Origin of the sequence: Acetobacter pasteurianus (assembly GCF_009914215.2) — a bacterium.
Taxonomy (GTDB): Bacteria; Pseudomonadota; Alphaproteobacteria; order Acetobacterales; family Acetobacteraceae; genus Acetobacter; species Acetobacter pasteurianus.
This window is the reverse complement of record NZ_CP039846.2, coordinates 468,566-492,195: the sequence shown is the minus strand read 5'-3', so window position 1 is coordinate 492,195 and position 23,630 is coordinate 468,566. Positions and strand designations below refer to the sequence as shown.

General features: G+C 57.6%; 17 protein-coding genes. 7 read left to right on the top strand and 10 right to left on the bottom strand.

The annotated features are described in order from the left end of the window. The first annotated feature begins 167 nt into the window (after positions 1 to 167). From ileS to FCN51_RS15680, 5 genes are all read left to right on the top strand, one after another. Entirely contained in the window at positions 168 to 3,083 is a 2,916-nt protein-coding gene (gene ileS, locus FCN51_RS15700; protein ID WP_160256313.1) for an isoleucine--tRNA ligase, read from the top strand. Then, the gene (gene lspA, locus FCN51_RS15695) at positions 3,080 to 3,595 is read left to right on the top strand and encodes a signal peptidase II (protein WP_003628414.1); all 516 of its coding nucleotides are present in this window, start codon (positions 3,080 to 3,082) and stop codon (positions 3,593 to 3,595) included. The genes ileS and lspA overlap by 4 nt, the downstream gene beginning before the upstream one ends. Positions 3,596 to 3,641: 46 nt before the next feature. Beyond that, the gene (locus FCN51_RS15690; RefSeq protein ID WP_003628412.1) at positions 3,642 to 4,172 is read left to right on the top strand and encodes a DUF3035 domain-containing protein; all 531 of its coding nucleotides are present in this window, start codon (positions 3,642 to 3,644) and stop codon (positions 4,170 to 4,172) included. 17 nt (positions 4,173 to 4,189) lie between these two features. Then, on the top strand, positions 4,190 to 6,121 hold the full coding sequence (gene mutL / locus FCN51_RS15685; RefSeq protein WP_160256312.1) for a DNA mismatch repair endonuclease MutL: 1,932 nt from the start codon (positions 4,190 to 4,192) through the stop codon (positions 6,119 to 6,121). Positions 6,122 to 6,239: 118 nt separating this feature from the next. Then, the gene (locus FCN51_RS15680; protein WP_004448938.1) at positions 6,240 to 7,757 is read left to right on the top strand and encodes a complex I subunit 4 family protein; all 1,518 of its coding nucleotides are present in this window, start codon (positions 6,240 to 6,242) and stop codon (positions 7,755 to 7,757) included. A gap of 24 nt (positions 7,758 to 7,781) precedes the next feature. Here FCN51_RS15680 and FCN51_RS15675 read toward each other — a convergent pair whose 3' ends face one another. From FCN51_RS15675 to FCN51_RS15665, 3 genes are all read right to left on the bottom strand, one after another. Next, the gene (locus FCN51_RS15675) at positions 7,782 to 8,708 is read right to left on the bottom strand and encodes an EamA family transporter (protein WP_160256311.1); all 927 of its coding nucleotides are present in this window, start codon (positions 8,706 to 8,708) and stop codon (positions 7,782 to 7,784) included. 69 nt (positions 8,709 to 8,777) lie between these two features. After that, positions 8,778 to 10,817 carry a DNA topoisomerase IV subunit B gene (gene parE / locus FCN51_RS15670; RefSeq protein WP_004448940.1) on the bottom strand — a complete coding sequence of 680 codons (2,040 nt, stop codon included), beginning with the start codon at positions 10,815 to 10,817 and terminating at the stop codon, positions 8,778 to 8,780. 105 nt (positions 10,818 to 10,922) lie between these two features. Further along, the gene (locus FCN51_RS15665; protein WP_003628405.1) at positions 10,923 to 11,450 is read right to left on the bottom strand and encodes a hypothetical protein; all 528 of its coding nucleotides are present in this window, start codon (positions 11,448 to 11,450) and stop codon (positions 10,923 to 10,925) included. A 388-nt stretch (positions 11,451 to 11,838) separates the two neighbouring features. On the opposite strand from FCN51_RS15665, the gene FCN51_RS15660 reads away from it, so the two are divergent. After that, positions 11,839 to 12,366: an Ig-like domain-containing protein gene (locus FCN51_RS15660; protein ID WP_012812660.1), complete on the top strand. Its 528-nt coding sequence runs from the start codon at positions 11,839 to 11,841 to the stop codon at positions 12,364 to 12,366. Between the two features lie 123 nt (positions 12,367 to 12,489). On the opposite strand, the gene FCN51_RS15655 is transcribed toward FCN51_RS15660, so the two are convergent. Next, the gene (locus FCN51_RS15655; RefSeq protein ID WP_012812661.1) at positions 12,490 to 12,939 is read right to left on the bottom strand and encodes an RrF2 family transcriptional regulator; all 450 of its coding nucleotides are present in this window, start codon (positions 12,937 to 12,939) and stop codon (positions 12,490 to 12,492) included. Positions 12,940 to 13,078: 139 nt separating this feature from the next. Here FCN51_RS15655 and cysK point away from each other — a divergent pair, with 139 nt between their 5' ends. After that, a complete protein-coding gene (gene cysK / locus FCN51_RS15650) occupies positions 13,079 to 14,080 on the top strand; it encodes a cysteine synthase A (protein WP_201762590.1) in 1,002 nt (333 codons plus the stop codon). Positions 14,081 to 14,183: 103 nt separating this feature from the next. On the opposite strand, the gene FCN51_RS15645 is transcribed toward cysK, so the two are convergent. From FCN51_RS15645 to dprA, 6 genes are all read right to left on the bottom strand, one after another. After that, the gene (locus FCN51_RS15645; RefSeq protein ID WP_012812663.1) at positions 14,184 to 15,419 is read right to left on the bottom strand and encodes an OmpA family protein; all 1,236 of its coding nucleotides are present in this window, start codon (positions 15,417 to 15,419) and stop codon (positions 14,184 to 14,186) included. 129 nt (positions 15,420 to 15,548) lie between these two features. Further along, positions 15,549 to 15,890, bottom strand: coding sequence for a DUF1491 family protein (locus FCN51_RS15640; RefSeq protein ID WP_003628397.1), 342 nt, complete (start codon positions 15,888 to 15,890; stop codon positions 15,549 to 15,551). A gap of 10 nt (positions 15,891 to 15,900) precedes the next feature. Continuing rightward, complete coding sequence (locus FCN51_RS15635) at positions 15,901 to 17,556, bottom strand: S41 family peptidase (protein ID WP_201762616.1); 1,656 nt, start codon at positions 17,554 to 17,556, stop codon at positions 15,901 to 15,903. Positions 17,557 to 17,602: 46 nt separating this feature from the next. After that, entirely contained in the window at positions 17,603 to 19,633 is a 2,031-nt protein-coding gene (locus FCN51_RS15630) for an RNB domain-containing ribonuclease (protein ID WP_160256308.1), read from the bottom strand. Between the two features lie 6 nt (positions 19,634 to 19,639). Then, on the bottom strand, positions 19,640 to 22,333 hold the full coding sequence (gene topA, locus FCN51_RS15625) for a type I DNA topoisomerase (RefSeq protein ID WP_160256307.1): 2,694 nt from the start codon (positions 22,331 to 22,333) through the stop codon (positions 19,640 to 19,642). 29 nt (positions 22,334 to 22,362) lie between these two features. Then, a complete protein-coding gene (gene dprA, locus FCN51_RS15620) occupies positions 22,363 to 23,601 on the bottom strand; it encodes a DNA-processing protein DprA (protein WP_160256306.1) in 1,239 nt (412 codons plus the stop codon). Between the last annotated feature and the right edge of the window lie 29 nt (positions 23,602 to 23,630).

The window sequence follows — 23,630 nt, the reverse complement described above, 5'->3', positions numbered from 1 at the left end:
TGTAAAAGTACGGGCAGATAGGGCAGAATATAATTTGCGGCTGCAATGTGGCCGTTCATGCTTGACCCTGCGCTTGTCCTTTTTGATAAGAGCCTGAATGCAAGATGGTTTGACCAGCACATGCGGGGCCAGACCATGAACCCGAACTGAAGTGACATCACCCGCTCATGACCACATCCAGCAGCGACCAGGACACCCAATCCCCCGCCGATCTGTATCGTGATACGGTGTTCCTGCCCCGTACCTCTTTCCCCATGCGCGGGGGCCTGCCAAAGCAGGAACCGCAGTGGCTGAAAAAGTGGGAAGAAACCGGGCTGGATGCGCGGCTGAAACAGCAGGCAGAAGGGCGGCCAGTTTTTACGCTGCATGATGGCCCCCCGTATGCCAATGGCCACCTGCACATTGGCCATGCCATGAACAAGATCAACAAGGATGTGATCAACCGCGCCCATCGCATGTCTGGCTACGGCGTGCGCTATGTGCCGGGGTGGGATTGCCACGGCCTTCCGATTGAATGGAAGGTGGAAGAAAAATACCGCAAGGCAAAAAAGGACAAGGATTCCGTGCCTGTGCTGGAATTCCGTGCCGAATGCCGTGCCTATGCGGGCGAGTGGCTGAATATCCAGATGCAGGAATTCAAGCGCCTTGGCGTGCAGGCTGAATGGCAGAACCGCTACGCCACCATGGATTTCTCATCCGAAGCAGCCATTGTGAACGAAATTGGCAAGTTCCTGCTGAATGGGCGGCTGTATCGTGGCCTGCGCCCCGTGATGTGGAGCCCGGTTGAAAAAACCGCTCTGGCCGAAGCTGAAATCGAATATCACGATCACACCTCTACCACTATTCTGGTGGCCTTCCCGGTTGTGCGGGACCCCACGCCAGCCCATGCGCTGGAAGATGTGTCTGTTGTCATCTGGACCACCACACCGTGGACCATTCCCGGCAACCGTGCCTTGGCTTATGGGCCAGAAATCACCTACGTGGTGCTGCGGGTGGATGAAACGGGTGAGGGCGCATTGCTTGAACCCGGCGCAAAGGTGCTGGTGGCCGAAGTGCTGGTGGATGCTTTCTGTCAGGAAGCCCATGTTACTGCGCACCATATCCTTTACACCCTGCCGGGCAGCGCGCTGAAAGGGGCTGTATGCTCCCATCCGCTGCGTGGTGCCGGGTATGATTTTGATGTGCCCATGCTGCCGGGTGAATTTGTCACCACCGAGGCCGGTACTGGCCTTGTGCACATGGCGCCTTCTCATGGTGAGGATGACTTCCAGCTCTGCCGCATGTATGGCGTGGAAGTGCCAGAAGTGGTGCAGGCCGATGGCACATACGCCCCGTGGGTTTCAGGCTTTGCAGGCACGCATGTGTTCAAGGCGGCAGATGTTGTGTGCTCCACGCTGGAAGCCGTGATGGAACATGCCAACGCCAACGGCACAGCCCCCGCAGGCTTGGTGGGGCGTGGTGAAATTGTGCACTCCTACCCGCATTCATGGCGTTCCCGCGCGCCGGTAATCTACCGTGCCACGCCGCAGTGGTTCATCCGCATGGATGGTGAAGATTCGCTGCGTGAAAAAGCCCTTAAGGCGCTGGAAGACGTTACTTTCGTGCCCGCACAGGCGCGCAACCGTCTGACATCCATGATCCGCACGCGTCCAGACTGGTGCATCAGCCGCCAGCGCGCATGGGGCGTGCCTATTGCCGTGTTTGTTGAAAAACGTACCGGCGAAGTGCTGCGCGATGCTGATGTGATGCAGCGTGTTGTGGATGCCTTTAAGGAAGAAGGGGCAGATGCGTGGTATAGCTCTGAACCCGCACGCTTCCTCGGCCCGGATCGGAACCCGGATGATTACGATCAGGTGTTCGATATCGTGGATGTGTGGTTCGAAAGTGGCTCTACCCACGCCTTCGTGCTGGGCCAGCCGGGGCTAAGCTTCCCTGCAGATCTGTATCTGGAAGGTTCGGACCAGCATCGCGGCTGGTTCCAGTCCTCCTTGCTGGAAAGTGTGGGTACGCGCGGCGTTTCACCCTACAAGGCGGTTGTGACCAACGGCTTTGTTCTGGATGAACAGGGCCGCAAGATGTCCAAATCCCTCGGCAACGTGATTGCCCCGCAGGATGTGAATGACAGCCTGGGTGCAGACGTGCTGCGCCTATGGGTGGTGAACTCCGATACCAATGATGATCTGCGCATTGGTAAGGAAATTCTCAAACAACAGGGTGAACTGTATCGCCGCTTGCGCAACACGCTGCGCTGGCTGCTAGGTGCGCTGGATGGCTACACGGAAGCAGAAGCCGTGCCGTATGCCGAGCTGCCAGAGCTGGAACGCTGGGTGCTACATCGCCTTACAGAACTGGGTGGGCTGATTGCCCGCGCGGTGGAAACGCATGAATGGGTGGGTGTGTATCCGGCCCTGCATGGGTTCTGCACCACGGATCTGTCTGCATTTTACTTCGATATCCGTAAGGATGCGTTGTATTGCGATGCACCCTCCAACCCCACACGCCGCGCAGCCCGCACGGTGCTGGATATCCTGCAACGCTGCCTGACAACATGGCTGGCCCCCGTACTGGTGTTTACGGCGGAAGAAGCATGGACAGCCCGCTTTGGGTCAGACCAGAGCGTGCATGAACAGGCCTTCCCTGAACTGCCTGCAGAATGGAATGATCCGGCATTGGATGAACGCTGGGCGCGTATTCGTTCCGTGCGGCGTATCATCACCACGGAAATTGAAGGCGCACGGCGCGAAGGCACCATTGGTTCCTCCCTTCAGGCACAGGTTGAACTGACGTTCTCTGAAGAAGAAGCCGCACTGTTTGCCGGTGTAAACTGGAGCGAACTGGCCATTGTCTCCCACGTGGATGTGGTGGTGGACCCCACGTCTTCCTCCATTTACGTGGAAGGGGATGAAGGCGGCACGCTGCATGGTGCGCCAGTTGTGCAGGTTGCAGACGGTGAAAAATGCGTGCGCTGCTGGAAGGTTCTGCCAGAAACCGGCACGCGGGATGATTACGCAGGACTGTGCCTGCGCTGCGCCGATGTGGTGGAACAACAGGGTGGCCCGCGCACAGGGCAGGAGGGCGCGTGAGTTCTCGCCCCTTCATGCTGCGCCCGGCAGGCCTCGGCCTGCTGGTGCTGATGCTTACGCTTTCAGCAGATCAGCTGAGTAAATACTGGATTCTGTACGGGCTGGATCTGCCCGCACGGGGTTCTGTTAAAGTGCTGCCGTTCCTTAACTTCACTATGGTATGGAACCACGCCGTTACTTTTGGCATGTTTGGCGGGCTTGGCGGGGCGGGGCGCATTGTGTTTTCCGCTATTGCGCTGGCCGTGGCCTGCTGCCTGCTGGTATGGATTTTTCGCACGCCCAGCAAACTTACCGCTGCGTGTGTTGGGGCCATTACAGGTGGGGCCATTGGCAACGTTATGGACCGTGTGCGCTATGGGGCCGTGGTGGATTTTCTGCATGCCCATGCTTTTGGGTGGTCATGGTATGTATTCAACGTGGCAGATTCCGCTATAGTATGCGCCGTATGCATGCTGCTGGTGCAGAATTTTCTGGCAGGCGGGCAGCAACAAGACAACGTAAAAACCGGGTAACCCCCAAAGGGCTGGGTGTTTTTTCAGGATGAGTGGAAGGCAGACGATGGCGCGCCGTGTTTCGACACTGATTTCTCCGCTGCTGCTTCTTGGCGGCTGCTTTTTGCTAAGTGGCTGCTCAGGGAACGAAGCCGCCCGTGCTTTCGGGCTGGAACGCAGCTTGCCGGATGAATACACGGTTACAACCCGTGCCCCGCTTTCCATGCCGCCATCAGATGAGCTGGTAAAGCCCACAAAGGGTGATGACCGGAGGCAGGATGAAAGTGAACGCCTGCAGGCGCTGGAAACACTTTCCCCCGATGTAGCGCTGCGCGGCACAAACGGTGATACCAGTGAAGGCCAGACCATTTTGGTGAACGAGGCCACAGAGGCATCGGATGCACCAGACCGGGGTGAACTGGGTGAAGCCGGTTCAGGCTTTGTGCAGGAACTGATGTTCTGGAAAGGTGGCAAGGCCGGGGCTGTGGTGGATGCAGATGGAGAAAACCGCCGTCTGAAAACCAATGCTGCCCTTGGCAATTCCCCCACCAAAGGGGTTACGCCCACACAGCATGCTAAAGGCTCCGGTCTGTTCTGATCGGAAAGGTCTGACCCATGTCCGGCCTGTTTGCTGAACCCGGTATGGATACACACCAGCCCGAAACGCCGCCCCATGTGCGGCGGCTGCCAGAGGTTATTGTTAACCGCATTGCTGCGGGTGAGGTGATAGAACGCCCCGCCGCAGCGGTGAAGGAACTGGTTGAAAACGCCATAGATGCAGGTGCGCGCAGGCTGGAGGTTTCTCTGGCTGGCGGGGGTGTAGACCGCATTATCGTCACCGATGATGGTGTGGGCATGTCAGCCGATGATCTGGCTCTGGCGGTAGATCGGCACTGCACATCCAAACTGCGCGATGAAACATTGGTGCATATCAGCACGCTGGGTTTTCGGGGGGAGGCTCTGCCTTCCATCGGGGCGGCAGCGCGGCTGTGCATTACCTCCCGCCCAAGGGGGGAAAGTGGCGCGTGGCGCATTCGGGTAGAAGGGGGCAAGGTTTCCCCCGTTGAACCCGCAGCCGGTGCGCCGGGCACCAGTGTGGTGGTGGAAGACCTGTTTTTTGCCACGCCCGCCCGCCGTAAGTTTCTGAAAAGCGCGCGTGTGGAAGGCCGACACGCTGAAAACGTGGTGCGGCGTCTGGCCTTGGCTGTGCCGCAAACGGCTTTCCGGTTTATGCTGGATGAGCGCGTGCTGTTTGATTTGCCCGCGCAGGATATGGCCGCCCGGTCTGCCGCCTTGCTGGACGCCAGCGAGGCAGATGGTTTTTTAGAAATTTCTGGTGAGCGCGATGGCATGACCCTTAGCGGGTTTATCTGCCCGCCATCAGTCCATCGGTCCACGGCCAATGGGCAGTTCATGCTGGTAAATGGCCGCCCTGTGGTGGACCCGGTGCTTAAAACCGCCGTGCGCGTGGCCTATAGGCGCGTGATCGAACCCGGCAGGCACCCTGTTGTGGCGCTTATGCTCACGGTGCCGCCGGATAGGGTGGATGTAAACGTGCACCCGGCCAAAACGGAACTGCGCTTTGCCGATGAAGCCAGCGTGCGCTCCCTTGTTATTGGCACCATTCAGCGTGCGTTAGAGCATGGGGCAGGTAGCGTAGGTGTGCGGCCTGTTCTCTCCTCCGCGCCACGGCAGGCACGTATTTGGTATCCGCCAGAAAAAGGGGCAGCCCCACCTGTTCCTGCCCCTGCGTTTCATGCTCCCACGCCAGAGGGCGTGCGTTTTGCAGAAGGCCGCTTGCAGTTTGGTGATGCCCCGGCAGCCAGAACCTTGCCGCCTGTGGCCATGCCTTCACCCCATGCCGGGTGGGATGCTCCGGCAATTGGCACGCCAGCAACCGGGCAGGCTGAAGCAGCTTATACAGCCTCTGCACAGCCAGTGGCGGCAGATCACCCCTTGGGTGCGGCTATTGCACAGGTGCTGGACACCTATATTCTGGCCGTGGCCGCAGATGGCAGCTTGGTGCTGGTGGATCAGCACGCGGCGCATGAGCGGCTAACGCATGAACGTTTGCGGGCGCAATTTTTAAGCGGACATGTGCAGGCACAACGTTTGCTGGTGCCCGATGTGGTGGATCTGCCCCGTGTGCAGGTGGACCTGCTGTTGGCACGCCAACCCACGCTGGAAAAACTGGGTGTGGAAATTGAAGCCTTTGGCGGCGACTCCGTTCTGGTAAGGGCCTTGCCTGCCATGCTGCGCAGCAGTGATGCCGTAAGCCTGCTGCGTGATCTGGCCGATGAGCTAGAAGCGGATGAAAACGGCGCCCCAGATGAAATGGCAGCACTTGATGGGCGGTTGGATGCCGTTATTGCCCGTATGGCCTGCCACGGCAGTATTCGGGCCGGGCGCAGGCTGAGCGTGGAAGAAATGAACGCGCTGCTGCGCCAGATGGAAGAAACACCCCGCGCAGGCACATGCTCACACGGGCGGCCCACGTGGCTGAAGCTCAGCAAGGCCGATCTCGAAAAGTTGTTTGGCCGCCGTTAGGGATATGGCTGTTCTGCGTAGTGTGATCGGCTGAACGTGAACGGCCGCCTGCTGGCATCAGCCCGCAAAAAAGAGCAGGTTTGCAGCATCTTCATATAACCTGAATGGTGGTGATGCCGTGCAGCCCATCCTGCTTTCGCTCATAACCTATCTTCCTCTTGTTGCGGCGCTGGTGGCATTTTTTGCCCCCGGCAGGCCAGAACAGCAGGATAGTACAGCCCGGTGGGTTGGGCTGTGGAGCAGCCTGATTACCCTTGGCCTTAGCGTGCTGATGTGGCTGGAGTTTGATCCTGCTCAGCCCGGCCTGCAATTTGAGACACGCCTGCGCTGGATGGGGGATTACGGTATTTCCTATCACACGGGGGTAGATGGCATCAGCCTGGTGTTCATTCTGCTTACAGCGTTTTTGACTCCGTTGGCGCTGGGGGCAGGCTGGCGCAGCGTGCATACACAGGGGCGGCAGTTTGTGGCTGCCATGCTGGCGTTGGAAACAGCCTTGTTTGGCCTGTTTTCTGCGCAGGATATGCTGCTGTTTTATGTGTTTTACGAAGCAACGCTTATTCCCGGTAGCCTGATGATAGGCGTTTGGGGTGGGCCAAAGCGTGTTTGGGCTTCGCTTCAGTTCTTTCTGTTTACGTTTGGTGGCTCGCTGTTCATGTTAGTGGGGCTTATCACCATGTGGCTGCAAACGGGCACCACGGATATTCCGGCCTTAATGCACGCGGGCTTCTCCCAGCCTTTGCAGGGATGGTTGCTGCTGGCCTTTTTGTTGGCCTTTGGTGTCAAACTGCCGCTGTTTCCGCTGCATGCCTGGCTGCCCGATGCGTATTCCGAAGCCCCAACACCAGCTTCGGCCATGTTGTCTGGCGTGCTTTCTAAAACCGGCGCTTACGGGCTGCTGCGTTTTGGGGTTCTGATGTTCCCCGATGCCGTGCGGCTGTTTGCACCCTATGTGCTGGCGCTTGGGGTTGTGGCCATTATTTACGCGGCCTTTGTGGCCTTTGCCCAAACAGACATGAAGCGCGTGATTGCATATTCCTCCTTTTCCCACATGGGCATGATTGCCGTGGGCCTGTTTACGCTGACAGCGGAAGGCATTGATGGCGCAATCTTCCAGATGCTCTCGCACGGGGTGGTCATTGCTGCACTGTTCTTCTGCGTGGCAGCGGTGGCGTGGCGGTCTGAAACCCAGCAGATTGATGCGCTAGGTGGCGTTGCGCGCCAGATGCCGGTGCTGGCTTTGTTGGCTATGCTGTTCACAATGGCCAATGTGGGGCTGCCGGGCACAGGCTCCTTTGTTGGGGAGTTGCTGGTGCTTATGGGCGCTGTGCATGTGTCCTTCTGGGTGGCATTGCTGGCAGGCAGCACCATGATTATGGGTGCGGTTTACATGCTCTCACTGTATCGGCGGGTGTTGTTTGGGGGCGTAAAAGGCACGGTCAGCCTGCTGCGAGACCTCACCGCCGCAGAAATTGCCGTGCTGGCCCCGCTGGCAATCGTAACATTGTGGATGGGTGTGCACCCGGGCAGCTTTACCCGGTTGTTTGACCCCGTAATCATGCAGGCCATTCACGGCAGTGCGGCCAATGTAGCTTCGGCTGCTGGGCACAGCGTTTTGCATGTGGCAGCCCGTTAACAGGGTTTAAAAGCGTAGGTTCTTCTAGTTGGGCAGTTCTGGCACATCGCGTGCTGGAGCTGCCTTTTGTTTTGGTGAGCCGGGGCTGAGAATAATACCGGCCGATGCCGCCACCACGCACAAAATGCCGCAGAGCTGAAGGGGAGATGGCGTTTCGTGCAGGATAACCGCGCCAGCTACTGTGGCGCATACGGGTTCCAGACTACTCAGGATACCGATATCGCGAGCGTTCAGGTTCTGCATGGCCAGCATTTCCAGAGAATAGGGCAGGGCGGAAGAACAGAACGCCACCAATACGCCCAGCCCCAACATGGCAGGGGCAGAAAAGCCGATAATCAGGGCTGGCACAAAGCAAGGCAAAAACACAACGCACGCACCACACGCCATGCCGAGTGCACAAGCATGTGCCCCCGGCACTTTGCCAGCCACGCGCTGCCCGAACAGAATATAAAGCGCCCAGCAGAGTGCAGCCAGCAATGCAAAACCTACACCAACAAGATCTGCTCCAGTGGAGGCTGAAGGATTAAGCACCAATGCCAACCCCAGCACGGTAAGCAGAATCCACCCGATATCAGACAGCTTGCGAGAGCCCACAAAAGCCACAACAAGCGGGCCAATAAATTCCAATGTAACCGTAGTGCCCAGAGGTATGTGCTGGAGCGCCAGATAGAAGCAAAGGTTCATGCCTGTCATGGCTAACCCGTAAGGGATGACCAGCCGCAGAACAGGAACGGACAGAAACCTCCAGCTTCTAAAAAGCGGCACCAGCATAAAGGCTGCTAGGCAAACACGCAGGCCAACAACCCCGGATGTGCCAAATACCGGAAAGATGGATTTGGCAATGGAAGAGCCAAACTGAATGCACACCATGCTGACCAGTAGTTGAGACAGGGCCAGCAGGCGTGTGCGAAGGGGCAGGGCAGCAGAGGCAGAAGATGGAGCCGCTGTCATGCACACCCATATGGAGGCAGATGCACAAGCCCCATGCCGCGTTGCCCATCTGCTACGTTGGAGAGCGGGTTAAACATCCAGCAGGTCATCTACGGTGCGGGCATGTTCCTGAATAAAGGCAAAGCGCAGTTCTGGTTTACGGCCCATCAGGCTTTCTACCCGCTGGCGTGTTGAAAGCCTGTCCTCCTGCGGGGTGATAACGCGCAGCAGAGTGCGGCGCTTGGGGTCCATTGTTGTTTCTTTCAGATCCCCCGGCGGCATTTCCCCTAGCCCTTTAAAGCGGGAAACATCAATTTTGCCACGCGCCTTGAACTCGGTTTTCATTTTGCGGTCACGGTCTGCGTCATCCATGGCGTAAACCGATTTTGCACCTTGTGTCAGGCGGTAGAGCGGGGGCTGGGCCAGATATAGGTGGCCGTTACGGATAAGCTCCGGCAGCTCACGATAAAAGAATGTCATGAGCAGCGAGGCAATGTGCGCGCCGTCCACGTCTGCGTCGGTCATGATAATCACGCGGCCGTAGCGCAGTTTGGAAAGATCGAATCTATCGCCCGATCCACAGCCCAGAGCTTCAATCAGATCACGCAGTTCCTGATTCCCGCGCAATTTTTCTGCCGTGGCGCTGGCAACGTTCAGAATTTTACCGCGCAGGGGCAAAACGGCCTGTGTTTCACGATTACGGGCCTGTTTGGCCGAACCACCTGCCGAGTCGCCCTCTACCAGAAAGATTTCTGTATCCGGGGCAAATTCCTTGGTGCAATCCGTCAGCTTGCCGGGCAGGCGCAGGCGGCGGGTAGCACTTTTGCGGGGTGTTTCCTTCTGCTCCTTACGGCGCAGGCGTTCTTCTGCGCGTTCTATGGCAAAGCCCAGCAGCGTATCGGCCTGTGGCGGGTTTTGCGCCAGCCAGTGGTCAAACCTGTCACGCAGAGCCGTTTCTACCAGTTTGCTGGCACCGGATGAGGTGAGTTTTTCCTTGGTCTGGCCCTGAAACTGCGGATCACGAATAAATACGGAAAGCCGCCCGGCACTCATGCCCAGCACATCTTCTGCCGTAATGGCGGAGGCTTTTTTGATGGACCGCTGGTCCCCCCAAGCACGCAGGCCTTTTACCAGCGCGTTGCGGAATCCGGTTTCATGCGTGCCGCCCTGCGGGGTGGGGATGGTGTTACAGTAAGACACCAAAGAGGCCGGACCGTGTTCTAAAAATGCTACGGCCCATTCCACCTTGCCGTTATCTGTGCCGTCTGCTGCGGGCGGCAGAGGGGCCTCTCCAGCCCACAGAGGGGTGAGCAGCGGGGCTTTGGGGCCAAGTTCATCCGTAAGGCTGTCTGCCAGCCCACCGGGGAAGTGCAGGGTGGCTTCTGCCGGGGTTTCATCCCCCGCTTTGATTAACGCCGGATCGCAGGACCAGCGGATGGTAACGCCACGGAACAAAAACGCCTTGGAGCGGCAGAGCCGGTACAGGCGGGAAGGCACAAAAACATGCGTGCCAAATATTTCCGGGTCCGGCTGAAAGCTAATCTGCGTGCCGCGCCGGTTGGGGGCTGCGCCCACTTTTTCCAGCTTGGTTACGGGTTTGCCGCGTTCATACACCTGTTTCCACACGGTGCGATCACGCGCAATTTCCACTTCCATACGGGTGGAAAGCGCATTCACCACAGAAGAGCCAACCCCGTGCAGGCCGCCAGAGGTGGCATAGGCCTTGCCAGAAAACTTACCGCCCGCATGCAGGGTGGTGAGAATAACTTCCAGCGCAGAACGATCGGGAAAGCGCGGGTGTGGGTCCACTGGAATACCGCGTCCGTTATCCCGAATGGTCAGGCGGTTTTCCGTATCCAGCCGCACATCAATGGTGTTGGCATGGCCTGCCACGGCTTCATCCATGGCGTTATCAAGAATTTCCGCTGCCAGATGGTGCAGCGCACTTTCATCCGTGCCGCCAATATACATGCCGGGGCGGCGGCGTACGGGTTCCAGACCCTCCAGAACCTCAATGGCGCTGGCATCATAGGCCTGTGCCGAGTCTGCCTGCGTGCCCGGCTTGGCATCGCGGGTTTTGCCGGTGGAGGATTTGCGGGCTGGTGGGGTATTGGAAAACAGATCGCTCATGCGGGAAATCTGTCCCGCTTTGGCGCTGATTCGTCAAGCGTAGTGGTGAGGGGGCGGCAAGCTTTTAACAGCTTCCTTGCCAAAGCCCCCTTACCAGCAGGCTTTTTAGGCGCGGCGTGTGGTACGGCGGCGCGTAGTGGTGTGCGTTGTGGAACGGGAAGAGGAAGGCGCTGCGCAGGTTTCAAAAGATGCTGGCTGCGTGACGTCCTTGGCATCGGAATAGCTGGAAAGATCTTCCCCGCTTTCCAGTGCGTTCACTTCATCAAACATGGCAAGGCGCTGCTGGCAGAAAATTGTGCCAGACTGCAGGCCACGTTCAGACTGCACATTGGCCAGCTGCGTGATGTAATCATCATGCTCCTGCTGGGCACGGCGGCCATAGGTGGTGCGGAAGTAGCCGTTAAGGCGATCTTCTTCCCGCAGGAGGGTGGTGCGGAATTTGGCCACGAATGAGTTGTAGCGGTCCTGCGCATTGCAAGACAGCGCAGTCACCATCAGTTCGCTTTTAAGGCCCTGCACGTTAAAGGCTTCATGCGCAGGGGAGTGGCCACATTCGCTGGCGGCAAAGGAAGCCGAGCTGTGCAGAACGCCCGCGGCAAGAACCCCCGCGGCAAGGAAACGGGAAAAGGACATAGTACCTCCGACAGATGCTGGGAAGGGAATACCGCATTCACGCAAGAAAGAAACCGGTATTTTTTCATACCGTCTGCCTGCTTTGGGGGGTGCGGGTAAGCCAGCATGTTATTTTGGCGTAAAAGTTGGAAAAATAGGCGGCTCTGTTTAACAGAATATTTGCGGTTAAAAGATGTTTTCGCGCAGTTGTGTGTAAGTTGATATGCGACAAGCTGCCCAGCTGTGCTGTATGCCTCTTCCTTCCTGCAGCGGGATGTTTTAAAGGCAGATGCGAATCATGCTTTGCGGGTAAGGGGCAGGTGCCCGGTTTGGGCCTCTTTCCATTCCGCCCCGAAGCGTGCAGAAGAGATTGCAAGTTTAATTGATACAACAGAAGCGGAGCTGTCGAGTGCGCTTACGAGGAATTGCCGGTTTGGCGCTAACTGGTGGGATGCTTGCCGGCTGTGCAACAACGGGCGGCCCTATTCATGTCGGGTCCCCCAATCCCTTTGGGTACCTTAAAAAGTCTGCCGTGTGCAGCACAACGCCTATCAAGAAAGAAGCTGATGGCTCACTTTCCACCACGATGACCGTGCGGTCTGATGATGGGCTGTGCGAAGTGCTGGTAGATCAGCCCGGTGGCAAGCCGTATGCATCCTTTGGGGTTTCCCCTGCGCCAGAACACGGCAAGGCGTTCCTGTACACGCTGGATAGCGATACGCACGTAACCTACACCCCTACACTGGGCTATGCTGGGCAGGATAAGTTTACGGTTATCCTTATTCCCGGCCCCGGCCAGCAGCGCACCCGCCTGACAGTGACGGCGCAGGTGGATGCAACGGGCGTGGTTATTCCGCATGCGGCTGTAACGGCACCTGCGGCAGAAGCTCCTAAAAAGAAAGCAGTGGTGCGCAAGGCTGTTACGCGTAAGCGCTAATCTGCCCCACTGCCCAGCTTTTGGGTGATGAAATTAAAAAAACGGTGTTCCAGAAATGGAGCACCGTTTTTTATGCCGTAACGCTCCGGGCAAAACCCGGCAGCGTGTGGGGCAGAATAGAAATTAAATGGAAAATGTAATGGGTTCGGCCAGCGGGCGTTTTAGCCCCGCGGATTCTGCCTGTTTGACCAGATCATCCAGCGTGGTCTTGCTCATCTGCGTAATCAGCTTCTGATCAAACTTGTCCCAACATGGGGCCAGAACTTTCTGGAACAGCGCACCCTGCGGGCCATCATTGGCATCGGCATCTGTGTTCAGCACGGCTTCAATAATATCCACCAAGGAAATATCGCGCCGGGGGCGGCCAAGCCGATAGCCCCCACGTGGGCCACGAATGCTTTCCAGCAAACCAGAACGGGAAAGAGCCTGAAGCAATGGTTCTATACCACGCCGCGCCAATTCGGAGCGTTCTGCAATATCAGCAGCACTTACCGTGCCGGAACGCCCGGCGTGAAACGCAACATCCAGCATAATAAGAACGGCGGTCATGGCTCTATCACGACGGAGGATCATGCAAAACAGTCCCTGTCCTGGTTGGGGGTATGGTTGATCATGTTTTATTTCCAGATCTTATGTTCAGTATAGCAGCACAGATATGGTTTATCTACGCTATAAATTCGTATTATATGGGTCTGAGATTTGTAAAACAGACATGGGAGAGCTTCTAATGGCAGCATCAACGCAGGAAAAAGAGGATTACGGCTTTGCCGCACCCAGAGGGCGGGTTTACGAGTCTGTCCTTAATCTGGTGGGGGGCACGCCGCTTGTTGCGTTGCCGCGGCTGACACAGGAAGATGAACTCAAAGCCCGCGTACTGCTGAAGCTGGAGTTTTTTAACCCGCTTGGTTCTGTAAAAGACAGAATTGGCACCGCCATGGTGCTGGATGCTGAACGCAAGGGCCTGATCACACCGGGCCGCACTCTGCTGGTAGAACCTACATCCGGCAATACGGGCATTTCTCTGGCGTTTGTGGCGGCCGCACGGGGCTACCGGTTGATTGTGACCATGCCAGAGGGAGCCTCTATTGAGCGGCGCCGTATGCTGCGCCTGATGGACGCGCAGGTGGAACTCACCCCCTCGCGTTTGGGTATGGCCGGGGCCATTGCCCGTGCGAACGAAATTTTAAACGAAACCCCAGATGCATGGATGCCAGATCAGTTTGATAATCCGGCAAACCCCGCAGTGCATGCCGCCACCACGGCAGAAGAAATCTGGGTTGATACGGATGGCAAGGTGGATGTGGTTGTGGCTGGTGTTGGCACTGGCGGCACGGCCACAGGTATTGCAGAAGCCCTAAAGCCCCGCCGCAATACTCTACAGGTTTTTGGTGTGGAACCAGCAGAAAGTGCGATTCTGAATGGTGATGAACCCGGCCCCCACGGAATTCAGGGTATTGGCCCCGGTTTTTGCCCCGCCACGCTGAATACAAAGCTGCTGGATGGTGTCATCACCGTTTCAGAGCGTGAGGCCATTGCGGCTGCGCGCCGTTGTGCGCGTCTGGATGGTATTCCGGTAGGTATTTCTTCCGGCGCATCCTTGCATGCTGCACTGCAACTGGCCGGGCAGGATGAATACGAGGGCAAGACCATTGTAGCCATTGCGCCTTCCTTTGCTGAACGTTACCTGTCCACTCCTCTGTTTACCGGTCTGTAAGGTCGGTTTTCAGTCATCAGGTTTGGCCTGTTGGCCACAAAAAAGCCCGTTCGGCCATGTGGCCAACGGGCTTTTTTTGAAGCTGTAAAGCTAAAGCAACTTTTTAGCGGAAAATAATTTCCACGCGCCGGTTCTGGGCTTCCTTGGTGTTGGGGCCTGTTGTGACCAGCGGATGTGTTTCACCGTATCCATGAATATCAATGGTGGTGCCCGGCACGCCATCACGCATCAGCTCGGCTTTCACCACCTCTGCACGGCGGAGGGAAAGCCGCATGTTGTATTCTTCACCCGCTTTCTGGCCCGGGTGAGCGGAGGAGTTATCCGTATAGCCAGAAACCGTAATGCGGGTGAGCGCCACATGGGCGGCTGCCTGTGCGGCTACGCCAACAATGGAACGCGCCCGATCTGTCAGGTCGGATTTATCCCAATCAAAGAACACCAGATAGCTGCGGGCGGCTGCCGGGGCGGGTGCTGCCACAATAGGTGCTGGCGGTGGGGGCGGCGGGGCCGGATTGAATTCATACCGCAGCCCCAGCATGAGGGTGTGGTTGAAATCGGTTTTGGTATCGTGGTGCCCGCTGGAGAACTGATACGGGTGTGTCTGGTTGATGCTGTTGATGGTGCCGCCAATGGTGCCCCATGACGTAGCGCCATGAGACTGCGGGCCAAGCATGGTCCAGAACCGATATTCTGCTGTGGCGGAAAGCCCTACAACCCAAGGAATGGGGAAGGCGAGGCCAAAAATGCCCTGATAGGCAAAGTTGCCAAACGTGCCGCCCATTTTTTCTGCAAGCTGGTTGCCCGGTGCGGTTATGGATGTGCGCATGGCTGTCCAGCCATAGCCAATACCAGCCCCAAAATACGGGAACAGCCACGGTTTTCCAACATCCAGATCAAACAGGGCATTGGCCATAACGCCATAGGTCTGGCGGCGGCCATCTGCACGGCTGTTGAAGGTGTTGGTCACAAACCGCTGGTAGCCCATGCTGCGGTAATCGCCTTCAACTTCCACACGGAAGCCGTTGCCCAAACCCCAACCGATGGAGCCAATACCCGCAGCGCCCGTGCGCCAGCGGTCTCGCCCATCAGGAAACTGGGCGGACGTACGTACGCGCTGATCCTGGTTAAAGGTGGCACCGCCTTCACCCGCAATATAAAGCCCCTGCACAGGCTGGGCTTTTGCGGTTACGGCAGCACACAACAGAAGCCCCGCGGCCAGCGGCGCAGAAAGCAGCGTTTGCGCAAGCAATTTCTGGCGCGGCTTCATGGTCTTCTCCCTGCTATGGCAGTAGTCGCGCGATACGTCCGGCATCGCATCTAATAGTACGAAGGCACACATGCTTGCCTTCTTTGCTGTAAAGTTGCCCGCTGTGCAACAGGTAGAACGGCCAGTTGACACAAACAGACAGGATTTATGTGTAATAAATGCCGCAGGCGTGTGCGATAAGCCACAATTAAGGAAATTGTATCAGAGCAGTATTGCTTCAAACGAAGGGCTGAAGCTGTCCGATTCAATTTCCAGAACCCATAAGTCGGGGTCAAACTTAACCTGACGTTCTATAAACTTCTGAATCTGTTCCGCATCAACAGGCGTATTACCTGTGGCACGCAGCCATGCGGGTTCACCTTCTGGTGTACGGGTCTGGCTTAAAACCACGCCAGAACCGTTGCGTGCCGCCAACACCACCAGAATACCCCCTGCGTCTGGGTCTCCCTTGCGCAACAGCATGGCGGAGCTGCCATCCTGCCCACTTTGGCGGAGTATGGCGCGGGCCATGATATCGGTTTTAAGGCGGGGTGGGGGTGTCATCTATCCTGCTTTACGGGGCTGCGGAAATCTGAGGCGCCGTTACGGCATCATCCGGAATGGCGTTGATGGCCGTTTTATACCATTCCGGATTCTCCAGCACGTTGCGCGCCACGTTCACATCCCGGTCAGTGCCCAGAGCGGCCGGGCAGGTTTTGCGGATGGCCATGATCTGTGAAACGGGAATCGGGAAGCGTGCGTTGCGAGACGCCGTAATGGCAGCCTGATTGGCCACTTGCCCTTCTGCCAGATCATGCAGATTTTTTTCTACATCTGCGGCACCAAGGCTGGTGCAAACCTGAGGCATCACGCCCAAGCCCTGCAATGGCCAGCGCAATGGGGCTATCACGCGGCTCCATGTCACAAACAGCTCACCTTCATCGGGCAACTGGGCTACGGTTTGCACCAGGCCTTTGCCCAATGTGGCGCTGCCGATCACCACCGCGCGGCGATGGTCTGCCAAGGCTGCGGCCAGAATTTCTGCCGCACTTGCTGTGCGTCCATCTACCAAAATGGCAATGGGCAGGCCGTTTGTCATATCTCCACCCTGCACGGCCCAGATATGGTTGGCCTGAGAATCCCGCCCGCTGGTAACGGCTGCCACACCTCTATCAAGCAGCAGGGCGGCAGCGGTTACGGCCTGTTGCAGCACGCCGCCACGGTTGCCGCGCAAATCTATAATCAGACCTTTTAGGTGCGTATCCTGCACGGCCTGATCCAGATATTGGCTCATTTCCTCCGCAGTGTCGGCGGAAAAGGCTGTCACGCGCAGCACCACAATGGAACCACTGGCAAAAGCAAATACGGTTTCAGGCGGTGTTTTGGCGCGGCGGAGGGTTACAGTGCGCGCACGGCGCTGGCGGGGTGTGAGCAGGCGCAGTACCACAGGGGTATCTTCTTCCCCCCGCAACCAGTCCATAACCATTTCTGGCGTTTTGCCTGCCGTTAAACGGTTGTTGACGGAAAGCAGCCGGTCACCCGTATCTACGGCGGCTGTCCATGCCGGGCCGTTGGCATTTATGGCGGAGATAACAAGGTAGCGGCCACTCTGCCCAAGGCTGACACCAATATCTGCTTCCCCCCCCACACGAGCAGCTCGATCCGAGGTGGCGGAACTGGGGCCGATGTAGCGGGAGTAGGGGTCTAGGTGGTTAAACAGCTCATCAAAAAAGGCCTGCACCAGTTCTTCACGGCTGGTTGTGCGCACGGCAAGGGAATGCGCGCGTGCAGTATCCAGAAAATCCACGGCAATTTGTGCCCAATCATCCGCTGAGCCATCAGTAGGGGCCGGGCGGGAGAGCAGACTGGTCTGTCCAGAAAGAAGCTGGATATTGGCGCCGCGGGAATCGAAGGACAGGGAAGGATCAAGCGCTGAAAGGCTTGCTAGCCCCCAAAGCGTAAAATCCCGATAGCTGTGAGCTTCCAGCGTGCGCGGCTGCAAAAACTGGAGCGCGGTGCTGATAACGGATTTAACCATCAGCATATCCGGCACGGGGGCCTTGTCTGGCACAGCAGCGGAAGCAGGCTGTTGCTCAGCCGCAGGTGATGCAGATGCCGCTGCCTGTGTTGTGGAGGCAGAACCCGGAGCACTTTCTGGTGGCGGTGTATCGGCTTTGCTTTGGGCGTGCAGGGGCGCAGGCTGGCAAAAAAGCAACACAGCCAGCACCATGCCCGGCAAGGCACGCGGCAGACCACGCACAAACCAGATGGCGGTATCAGTGCTCATATACGGCATCAGTCAGCATCAGCGTACCTCGTGCCGGGCAGGTGCCCGCCAAGGTAACTGAAAGCACAGCCCCACTTTGCACGTGGGGGTGATGTGCCGAGGCATGGGTGTGCTGCGAGTCGTCATTCATCCCTGTGCGATCCGGAAAAGCTGACCATGCAAGGAAAGACGGAGTTCCGGTTTTCGTCAATCTCACCCGCAAGCCATGCCGTGTTGCTGTCATGACATGGGCAGACATTCTCTGGCCAACAAACGGGGCAAGAAAGATGGCAGCCAGCCGGTTCAGACTATCCTGCATGATGGTAGCTGCCCGGCGTTCTGTAAAGTTTAGCTGTGATGCCAAAGCCACATCTGGTGTGTGGGCAGATGTCTCGGCCTGCATAGAGGAGTCGTTTGCTTGGGTTAGGGCGCGGTGTGCCAGCAGGTCTGCATACCGGCGGATGGGGCTGGTAAAATGTGTGTAGTTGCCCAGCCGCAGGCCATAATGGGGCGCTGCACGGGTGCTATAGCGCGCCATGGGGCGTGGGCTATCTGGGCTGGGCTGCGCATGGGTGCGGAATAGTGCTGGCAATGCCTGCGCTTGCAATTTTTCCGCCGCGATCTGATTAGCCAGAATCATGCACGCCGCCACCATATAATGTGCTTCCTGAGTGTTACGCGGCACAAAGGCACAGGGTTGCCCGTTGGCATCAAACTGTACGTTCCAACCCGTTTCTTCCCGTTCCATCACACCGCGCTGTGTGGCGGCCTGCCGAATAATAGCCCCCACCTTGCGCAGTGTAGGAAGCAGGGCAGGCGGCAACAGGGCCGCAGGATGTTCGGGCGGCAAGGAGGTTTGGTGGGGTGTAGCATCAAATACGTGCTGCACGGCCTCATATGTCAGCCGGGCCGCGCTTTGCATGATCCCGCGGCTGATTTGGGCAGAAACCACATGCCCTTGTGGGGTGATGTGCATATCAGCAAATAGGCAGAGCCGATCCTGCCCCGGCAGCAGTGAACACGCCTGCGCAGAAAGGGACAGAGGCAGCATGGGCACCACTTTGTCTGGCAAATAAATGGAATTACCCCGTTCTCGCGCTTCCTCATCCAGCGCGGAGCCGGGCTTTACCCAATGCGCCACATCGGCAATGGCTACGATAAGATGAAAGCCATCGGCTGTTTGCTCGGCCCAGAGCGCATCATCAAAATCATGCGCTGAGGCATCATCAATAGTGATGAGTGGCAGGTGGCGTAAATCTGTGCGCCCAGCAGGTGCTGGTGCGCCCTGTAAGGCAGCACTTTGCTGTGCGATCTGCCGGGCTTCGGCCTCGGCCTGTTCTGAAAATGCGGTGGGTGAATGATGGATCAGCAGGCTGAGGCGTGAGGGCATGCCTGCATCATCAGCGTACCCCAAAACGCTATGTACACGTCCAGCATAAGTGCCATTGGGCAGAGCATGAGGCGTTGCAAGCCCAATCTGCCTTGATGTGAGCGGGAGAGAACTGGCGTTTTCTTCTGGTGTAAGCGGCAGGTTCAGCCGGGCATCACATGGCAGCAGTAGATGTTCTGGCGTGCGTGCGGGGGTAACGGGCAGGTTGTTATCAAGCCGGGTCAGCAGCCGCAGGCCACGTGCCTCGCGCTTTTGGGTGCCGGTTGCCGGGCGCAGGCGCACCAGCACGATATCGCCGGGAAAGAGATACGGCGTATCCGGCGGCTTTATCAGCAATACAACGGGGCGGGAGAGAGCATCATCAGCCAAAAAGCCAGCCGCGTTGCCATCATCCCGAATATAGGAAACCCGCATGCGGGCCACATCTGGCAGGCCGATGGATGCCTTGAGCGTGCCGGGTGCAAGATCAAGCAAATCCCCCGCAACAGCCATATCGTGCAGCAGGGCGCGTATGGTGGCCTTTTGCCGCATGGGAAGCAGGAAGTTGCGCAGAATGTCCGTGAGCCCGGTGGAGGCTCCGGCGCGGCTTTCAAGAAAAGCCCGTAGCTCCTGCACAGATGGCAGGGCAGAAGCGTACGGGCTTGCCGACATGACAGATTACTCGGTCTCGGCTTTTTTCTTGCGCGTTGTGGTGGCGGCCTTCTTTTTAGCGGGCGCCTTTTTCTTGGGAGCCGCTTTTTCCGCACCCTCTGCATCAGCCTTGGCTGTGCTTTTGGTTGCGGTTTTCTTTTTGGCCGCCGTTTTGGTGGTGGTGGCTTTCTTTTTGGCGCCAGCCTTGGCTTTTAGGGGTTTGCCCTTATCTGCCAGCAAAGCCACGGCCTCATCCAGCGTTACGGCATCCATATCCGTACCGCGCGGCAGGGTGGCCACCATCTGGCCATGCTGCACATACGGGCCAAAGCGGCCCTTGCGCACCATAACCGGTTCACCATCCTTGGGGTGCACGCCCAGATTGCGGATGGAAGCCAGCTTTTTAGCCAACGCATCCACAGCACGGTTGAGGCCGATGGTCAGAACATCATCGTCCTTGTCCAGCGAACCATACACCGCACCCATTTTTACAAACGGACCAAAGCGCCCAAGCCCGGCCTGAATGGGCTCACCCGTTTCTGGGTGAATACCAACAAGGCGTGGCAGGGAGAGCAGGCCAAGGGCCTGATCCAGCGTAATGCTTTCCCCATTGATATTTTTGGGCAGGGAGGCGCGTTTGGGTTTGGCTTTTTTGTCTTCCGGGTTGGGTTCACCCTGCTGCACATATAGGCCCCACGGGCCTTGGCGCACGGTAATATCCTCACCCGTTTCCGGGTTCTGGCCCAAAAGGCGCATGCCGTCTTTAAGGGCGGCATCATCACCTTCTTCCGCGCTGTCAGACGTTAAGCGGCGGGTATACTGGCATTCCGGGTAGTTGGAGCAGCCAATAAATGCGCCATAACGGCCCAGCTTCAGCCCAAGGCGGCCTGTACCGCAGGAGGGGCAAACCCGAGGGTCTGATCCATCTGCCCGTTCGGGGAAGAAGAACGGTCCCAGGTCCTTATCGAGTGCATTGAGCACATCGGTAATGGTGAGTTCCTTGGTGCCGGATACGGCCTTGGAAAAATCGTTCCAGAACGCGGCTAGAACCTGCTTCCACTGCGCACGGCCACCGGAAATATCATCCAGCAGTTCTTCAAGGCTGGCGGTAAAGCCCGTATCCACATACCGCTCAAAGAACGAGACAAGGAAGGCCGTGACCAGCCGCCCGCGTGCTTCGGGAATAAAGCGGCGGTTTTCTAGCCGCACATAGCTGCGGTCCTGCAACACGGTTAGAATGGAAGCGTAGGTAGAGGGGCGACCAATGCCCAGCTCTTCCATTTTTTTCACCAGCGATGCTTCGGAATAACGCGGCGGCGGCTGGGTGAAGTGCTGTTCGGCATCCACCTTTTCGCGCTTGAGCGGATCTTTTTTCTGCATGCTTGGCAGCATACGGGCATCATCATCCGCTGCTTTTTCCGTATCATCGCGCCCTTCACGGTAGAGCTTGAGAAAGCCCTCAAACGTGATGATGGAGCCATTGGCACGCAGTACGGTCTGGCCGGAGGGGCCTGCAATATCTACCGCTACCTGATCCAGCGATGCGGATTCCATCTGGCTGGCAACAGCACGCTTCCATACCAGTTCGTACAACCGGCGCTGGTCATTGTTTAGGAACCGGGCGACGGATTCGGGCGTGCGGGACACATCGGTGGGGCGCACGGCCTCATGCGCTTCCTGCGCGTTCTTGACCTTGGAGGTATAGATGCGCGGCTTGGCAGGCACGTATTCCGTGCCAATTTTCTGGCCGATATGCTGGCGAATGGCGTTGATGGCTTCCTGCGCCATCGTCACGCCATCGGTACGCATATAGGTGATCAAACCTACGGTTTCACCGCCCAGATCCATCCCTTCATAAAGCTGCTGGGCGGTGCGCATGGTGGTTTGCGCGCTCATGCCCAACTTGCGGGAGGCTTCCTGCTGCAAGGTGGAGGTGGTGAACGGTGGCTGCGGATTACGGCGAACCTTGCGGCGTTCGATAGATTTTACAGCAAGGTTTTCAGCTTCCACCGCCTTTTTGGCGGCCTCGGCCAGTTCCGCATTGTGCAGATCAAACTGATCCAGCTTTTTGCCGTTCAGATGAGTCAGCCGTGCAGTAAAGGCAGCACCTGCGGGGGTGAGCAGCGATGCAATAACGCTCCAGTATTCCCGCGGTTTAAAAACCTCAATCTCGGCTTCGCGCTCACAAATCAGGCGCAGCGCCACAGATTGCACACGCCCCGCACTGCGAGACCCCGGCAGTTTGCGCCACAACACGGGGGAAAGCGTAAAGCCCACCAGATAATCCAGCGCCCGGCGGGCCAGATAGGCCTCAATCAGCGGGAAATCCAGATCCCGCGGGTGCTCCATAGCGTAGCGGATGGCGGATTTGGTAATTTCGTTAAACGTAACGCGCTGAACATCCACCCCTTTCAGGGCTTTGCGTTCTTCCAGCATGGCGCGCACATGCCACGAAATGGCTTCACCCTCACGGTCCGGGTCAGTGGCCAGGTACAGTCGGTGGGCACCCTTAAGCGCTTTGGCAATGGCGGCAACCTGCTTCATGCCCCGCTCATCAGACTGCCACTTCATGGCAAAGTCTTCATCCGGCAGCACGGAGCCATCCTTGGGTGGCAGATCGCGCACATGCCCGAAGGAGGCCAGCACCGTGTAGCCATCACCCAGATATTTGTTGATCGTTTTTGCCTTTGCGGGCGATTCGACCACAACAACGTCAGTCATACTCTCTCCGACCTGCCTGCAAGCAGCACTTACCCTGCCGTTTCTGCCTGATTATCCGCCAGACCGACCATGCCTCCAGAATAAGTGGAGACGCAGCCCGAAAGCTCAAGTTCCGTGAGCGCGACAAGCACGGCAGAAGCCGAGAACTGGCAGCGCCTAATCAGATCGTCAACCGCTATAGGCGTAAAGGAGAGGAGCGAAAGCAGGTTTTCACGCACATCTTGCGCGGTGGAAGCCGCTGAAAAATGCGGTTTTAGAGCAATTGGCTCTTTTTCATCCACATTTTGGGGAGAAGCAAAAAATGCGGGCTCAGGAGGGTCTGAAACAAAAGGCAGACCGGTTTGAGCAGGGGATACAGATTTTTTCTGGCGTGGAGCAGAAACGCCGGGGAGGGACACTGTAGAGCCAGCAGATTGCGGAATGACTGGCGGCAAATGCGGCAAAATATCTGCCACACTTTCTGTAAGAATAGCGCCGTTACGCAAAAGATTGTTACTGCCCCGGCAACGCGGGTCTAGCGGTGATCCGGGAACGGCAAATAATTCCCGCCCGTAATCCACCACCATGCGTGCAGTAATAAGTGTGCCGGAATGGGGTGCGGCTTCCACCACCACACACCCAAGGCCCAAGCCAGCAATAAGCCGGTTGCGGCGAGGGAAGTGGCGTGCCAAGGGGGCCGTGCCCAATGGGGCTTCGGTAACCACTGCACCTTTTTGGGCAATTTCTGCCTGCAGGCTGGCATTTTCTGGCGGGTAGGGGCAATCCAGCCCGCCAGCAATGGCGGCAATGGTGCAGCCTTGGCGATGCAGCGCACCTTTATGGGCAGCTTTATCAATACCGCGCGCCAAGCCAGAAATAACAGTTAGCCCGGCTTCCACCAGTTCTGTCGCAAGGCTTTCTGCCAGCCGCATGCCCTGTGCCGAGGCATTACGTGCCCCCACAATGCTAACCCCCGCACGGCTGAGGCATGAAACATCGCCCAGAACACTCAGCACGGGTGGCGCATCTGGAATCTGGCGTAAAAGAGCAGGGTAATCTGCATCAAAAAGTGTGAGAAAACAGCCGCCCATTTGCAAGGTGGCGTCTATTTCCCGCATCACCACATCCATGGGCGGTATAACTGGCTGGTTGCGCCCGCGCACTGGCAGATAGGGCAGGGCTTCCAGCGCTTCTGCGGCAGAGCCGTATTTATCTACCAGTTTCCGCCATGTGCGTGGGCCAACCTGTTCGGTACGTGCCAGACGAAGGCAGGCGGGCAGGGATGTCATGCTTAGGTAATCAGGCAGCCAAATTGCGG

Bases quoted from the DNA above. Each gene is read 5' to 3' on its own strand.
- ileS (WP_160256313.1), top strand. From the start codon at position 168: ATGACCACATCCAGCAGCGACCAGGACACCCAATCCCCCGCCGATCTG.
- FCN51_RS15690 (WP_003628412.1), top strand. From the start codon at position 3,642: ATGGCGCGCCGTGTTTCGACACTGATTTCTCCGCTGCTGCTTCTTGGC.
- mutL (WP_160256312.1), top strand. From the start codon at position 4,190: ATGTCCGGCCTGTTTGCTGAACCCGGTATGGATACACACCAGCCCGAA.
- FCN51_RS15675 (WP_160256311.1), bottom strand. From the start codon at position 8,708: ATGACAGCGGCTCCATCTTCTGCCTCTGCTGCCCTGCCCCTTCGCACA.
- parE (WP_004448940.1), bottom strand. From the start codon at position 10,817: ATGAGCGATCTGTTTTCCAATACCCCACCAGCCCGCAAATCCTCCACC.
- FCN51_RS15665 (WP_003628405.1), bottom strand. From the start codon at position 11,450: ATGTCCTTTTCCCGTTTCCTTGCCGCGGGGGTTCTTGCCGCGGGCGTT.
- FCN51_RS15655 (WP_012812661.1), bottom strand. From the start codon at position 12,939: ATGATCCTCCGTCGTGATAGAGCCATGACCGCCGTTCTTATTATGCTG.
- cysK (WP_201762590.1), top strand. From the start codon at position 13,079: ATGGGAGAGCTTCTAATGGCAGCATCAACGCAGGAAAAAGAGGATTAC.
- FCN51_RS15645 (WP_012812663.1), bottom strand. From the start codon at position 15,419: ATGTGTGCCTTCGTACTATTAGATGCGATGCCGGACGTATCGCGCGAC.
- FCN51_RS15640 (WP_003628397.1), bottom strand. From the start codon at position 15,890: ATGACACCCCCACCCCGCCTTAAAACCGATATCATGGCCCGCGCCATA.
- FCN51_RS15635 (WP_201762616.1), bottom strand. From the start codon at position 17,556: ATGGTGCTGGCTGTGTTGCTTTTTTGCCAGCCTGCGCCCCTGCACGCC.
- FCN51_RS15630 (WP_160256308.1), bottom strand. From the start codon at position 19,633: ATGTCGGCAAGCCCGTACGCTTCTGCCCTGCCATCTGTGCAGGAGCTA.
- topA (WP_160256307.1), bottom strand. From the start codon at position 22,333: ATGACTGACGTTGTTGTGGTCGAATCGCCCGCAAAGGCAAAAACGATC.
- dprA (WP_160256306.1), bottom strand. From the start codon at position 23,601: ATGACATCCCTGCCCGCCTGCCTTCGTCTGGCACGTACCGAACAGGTT.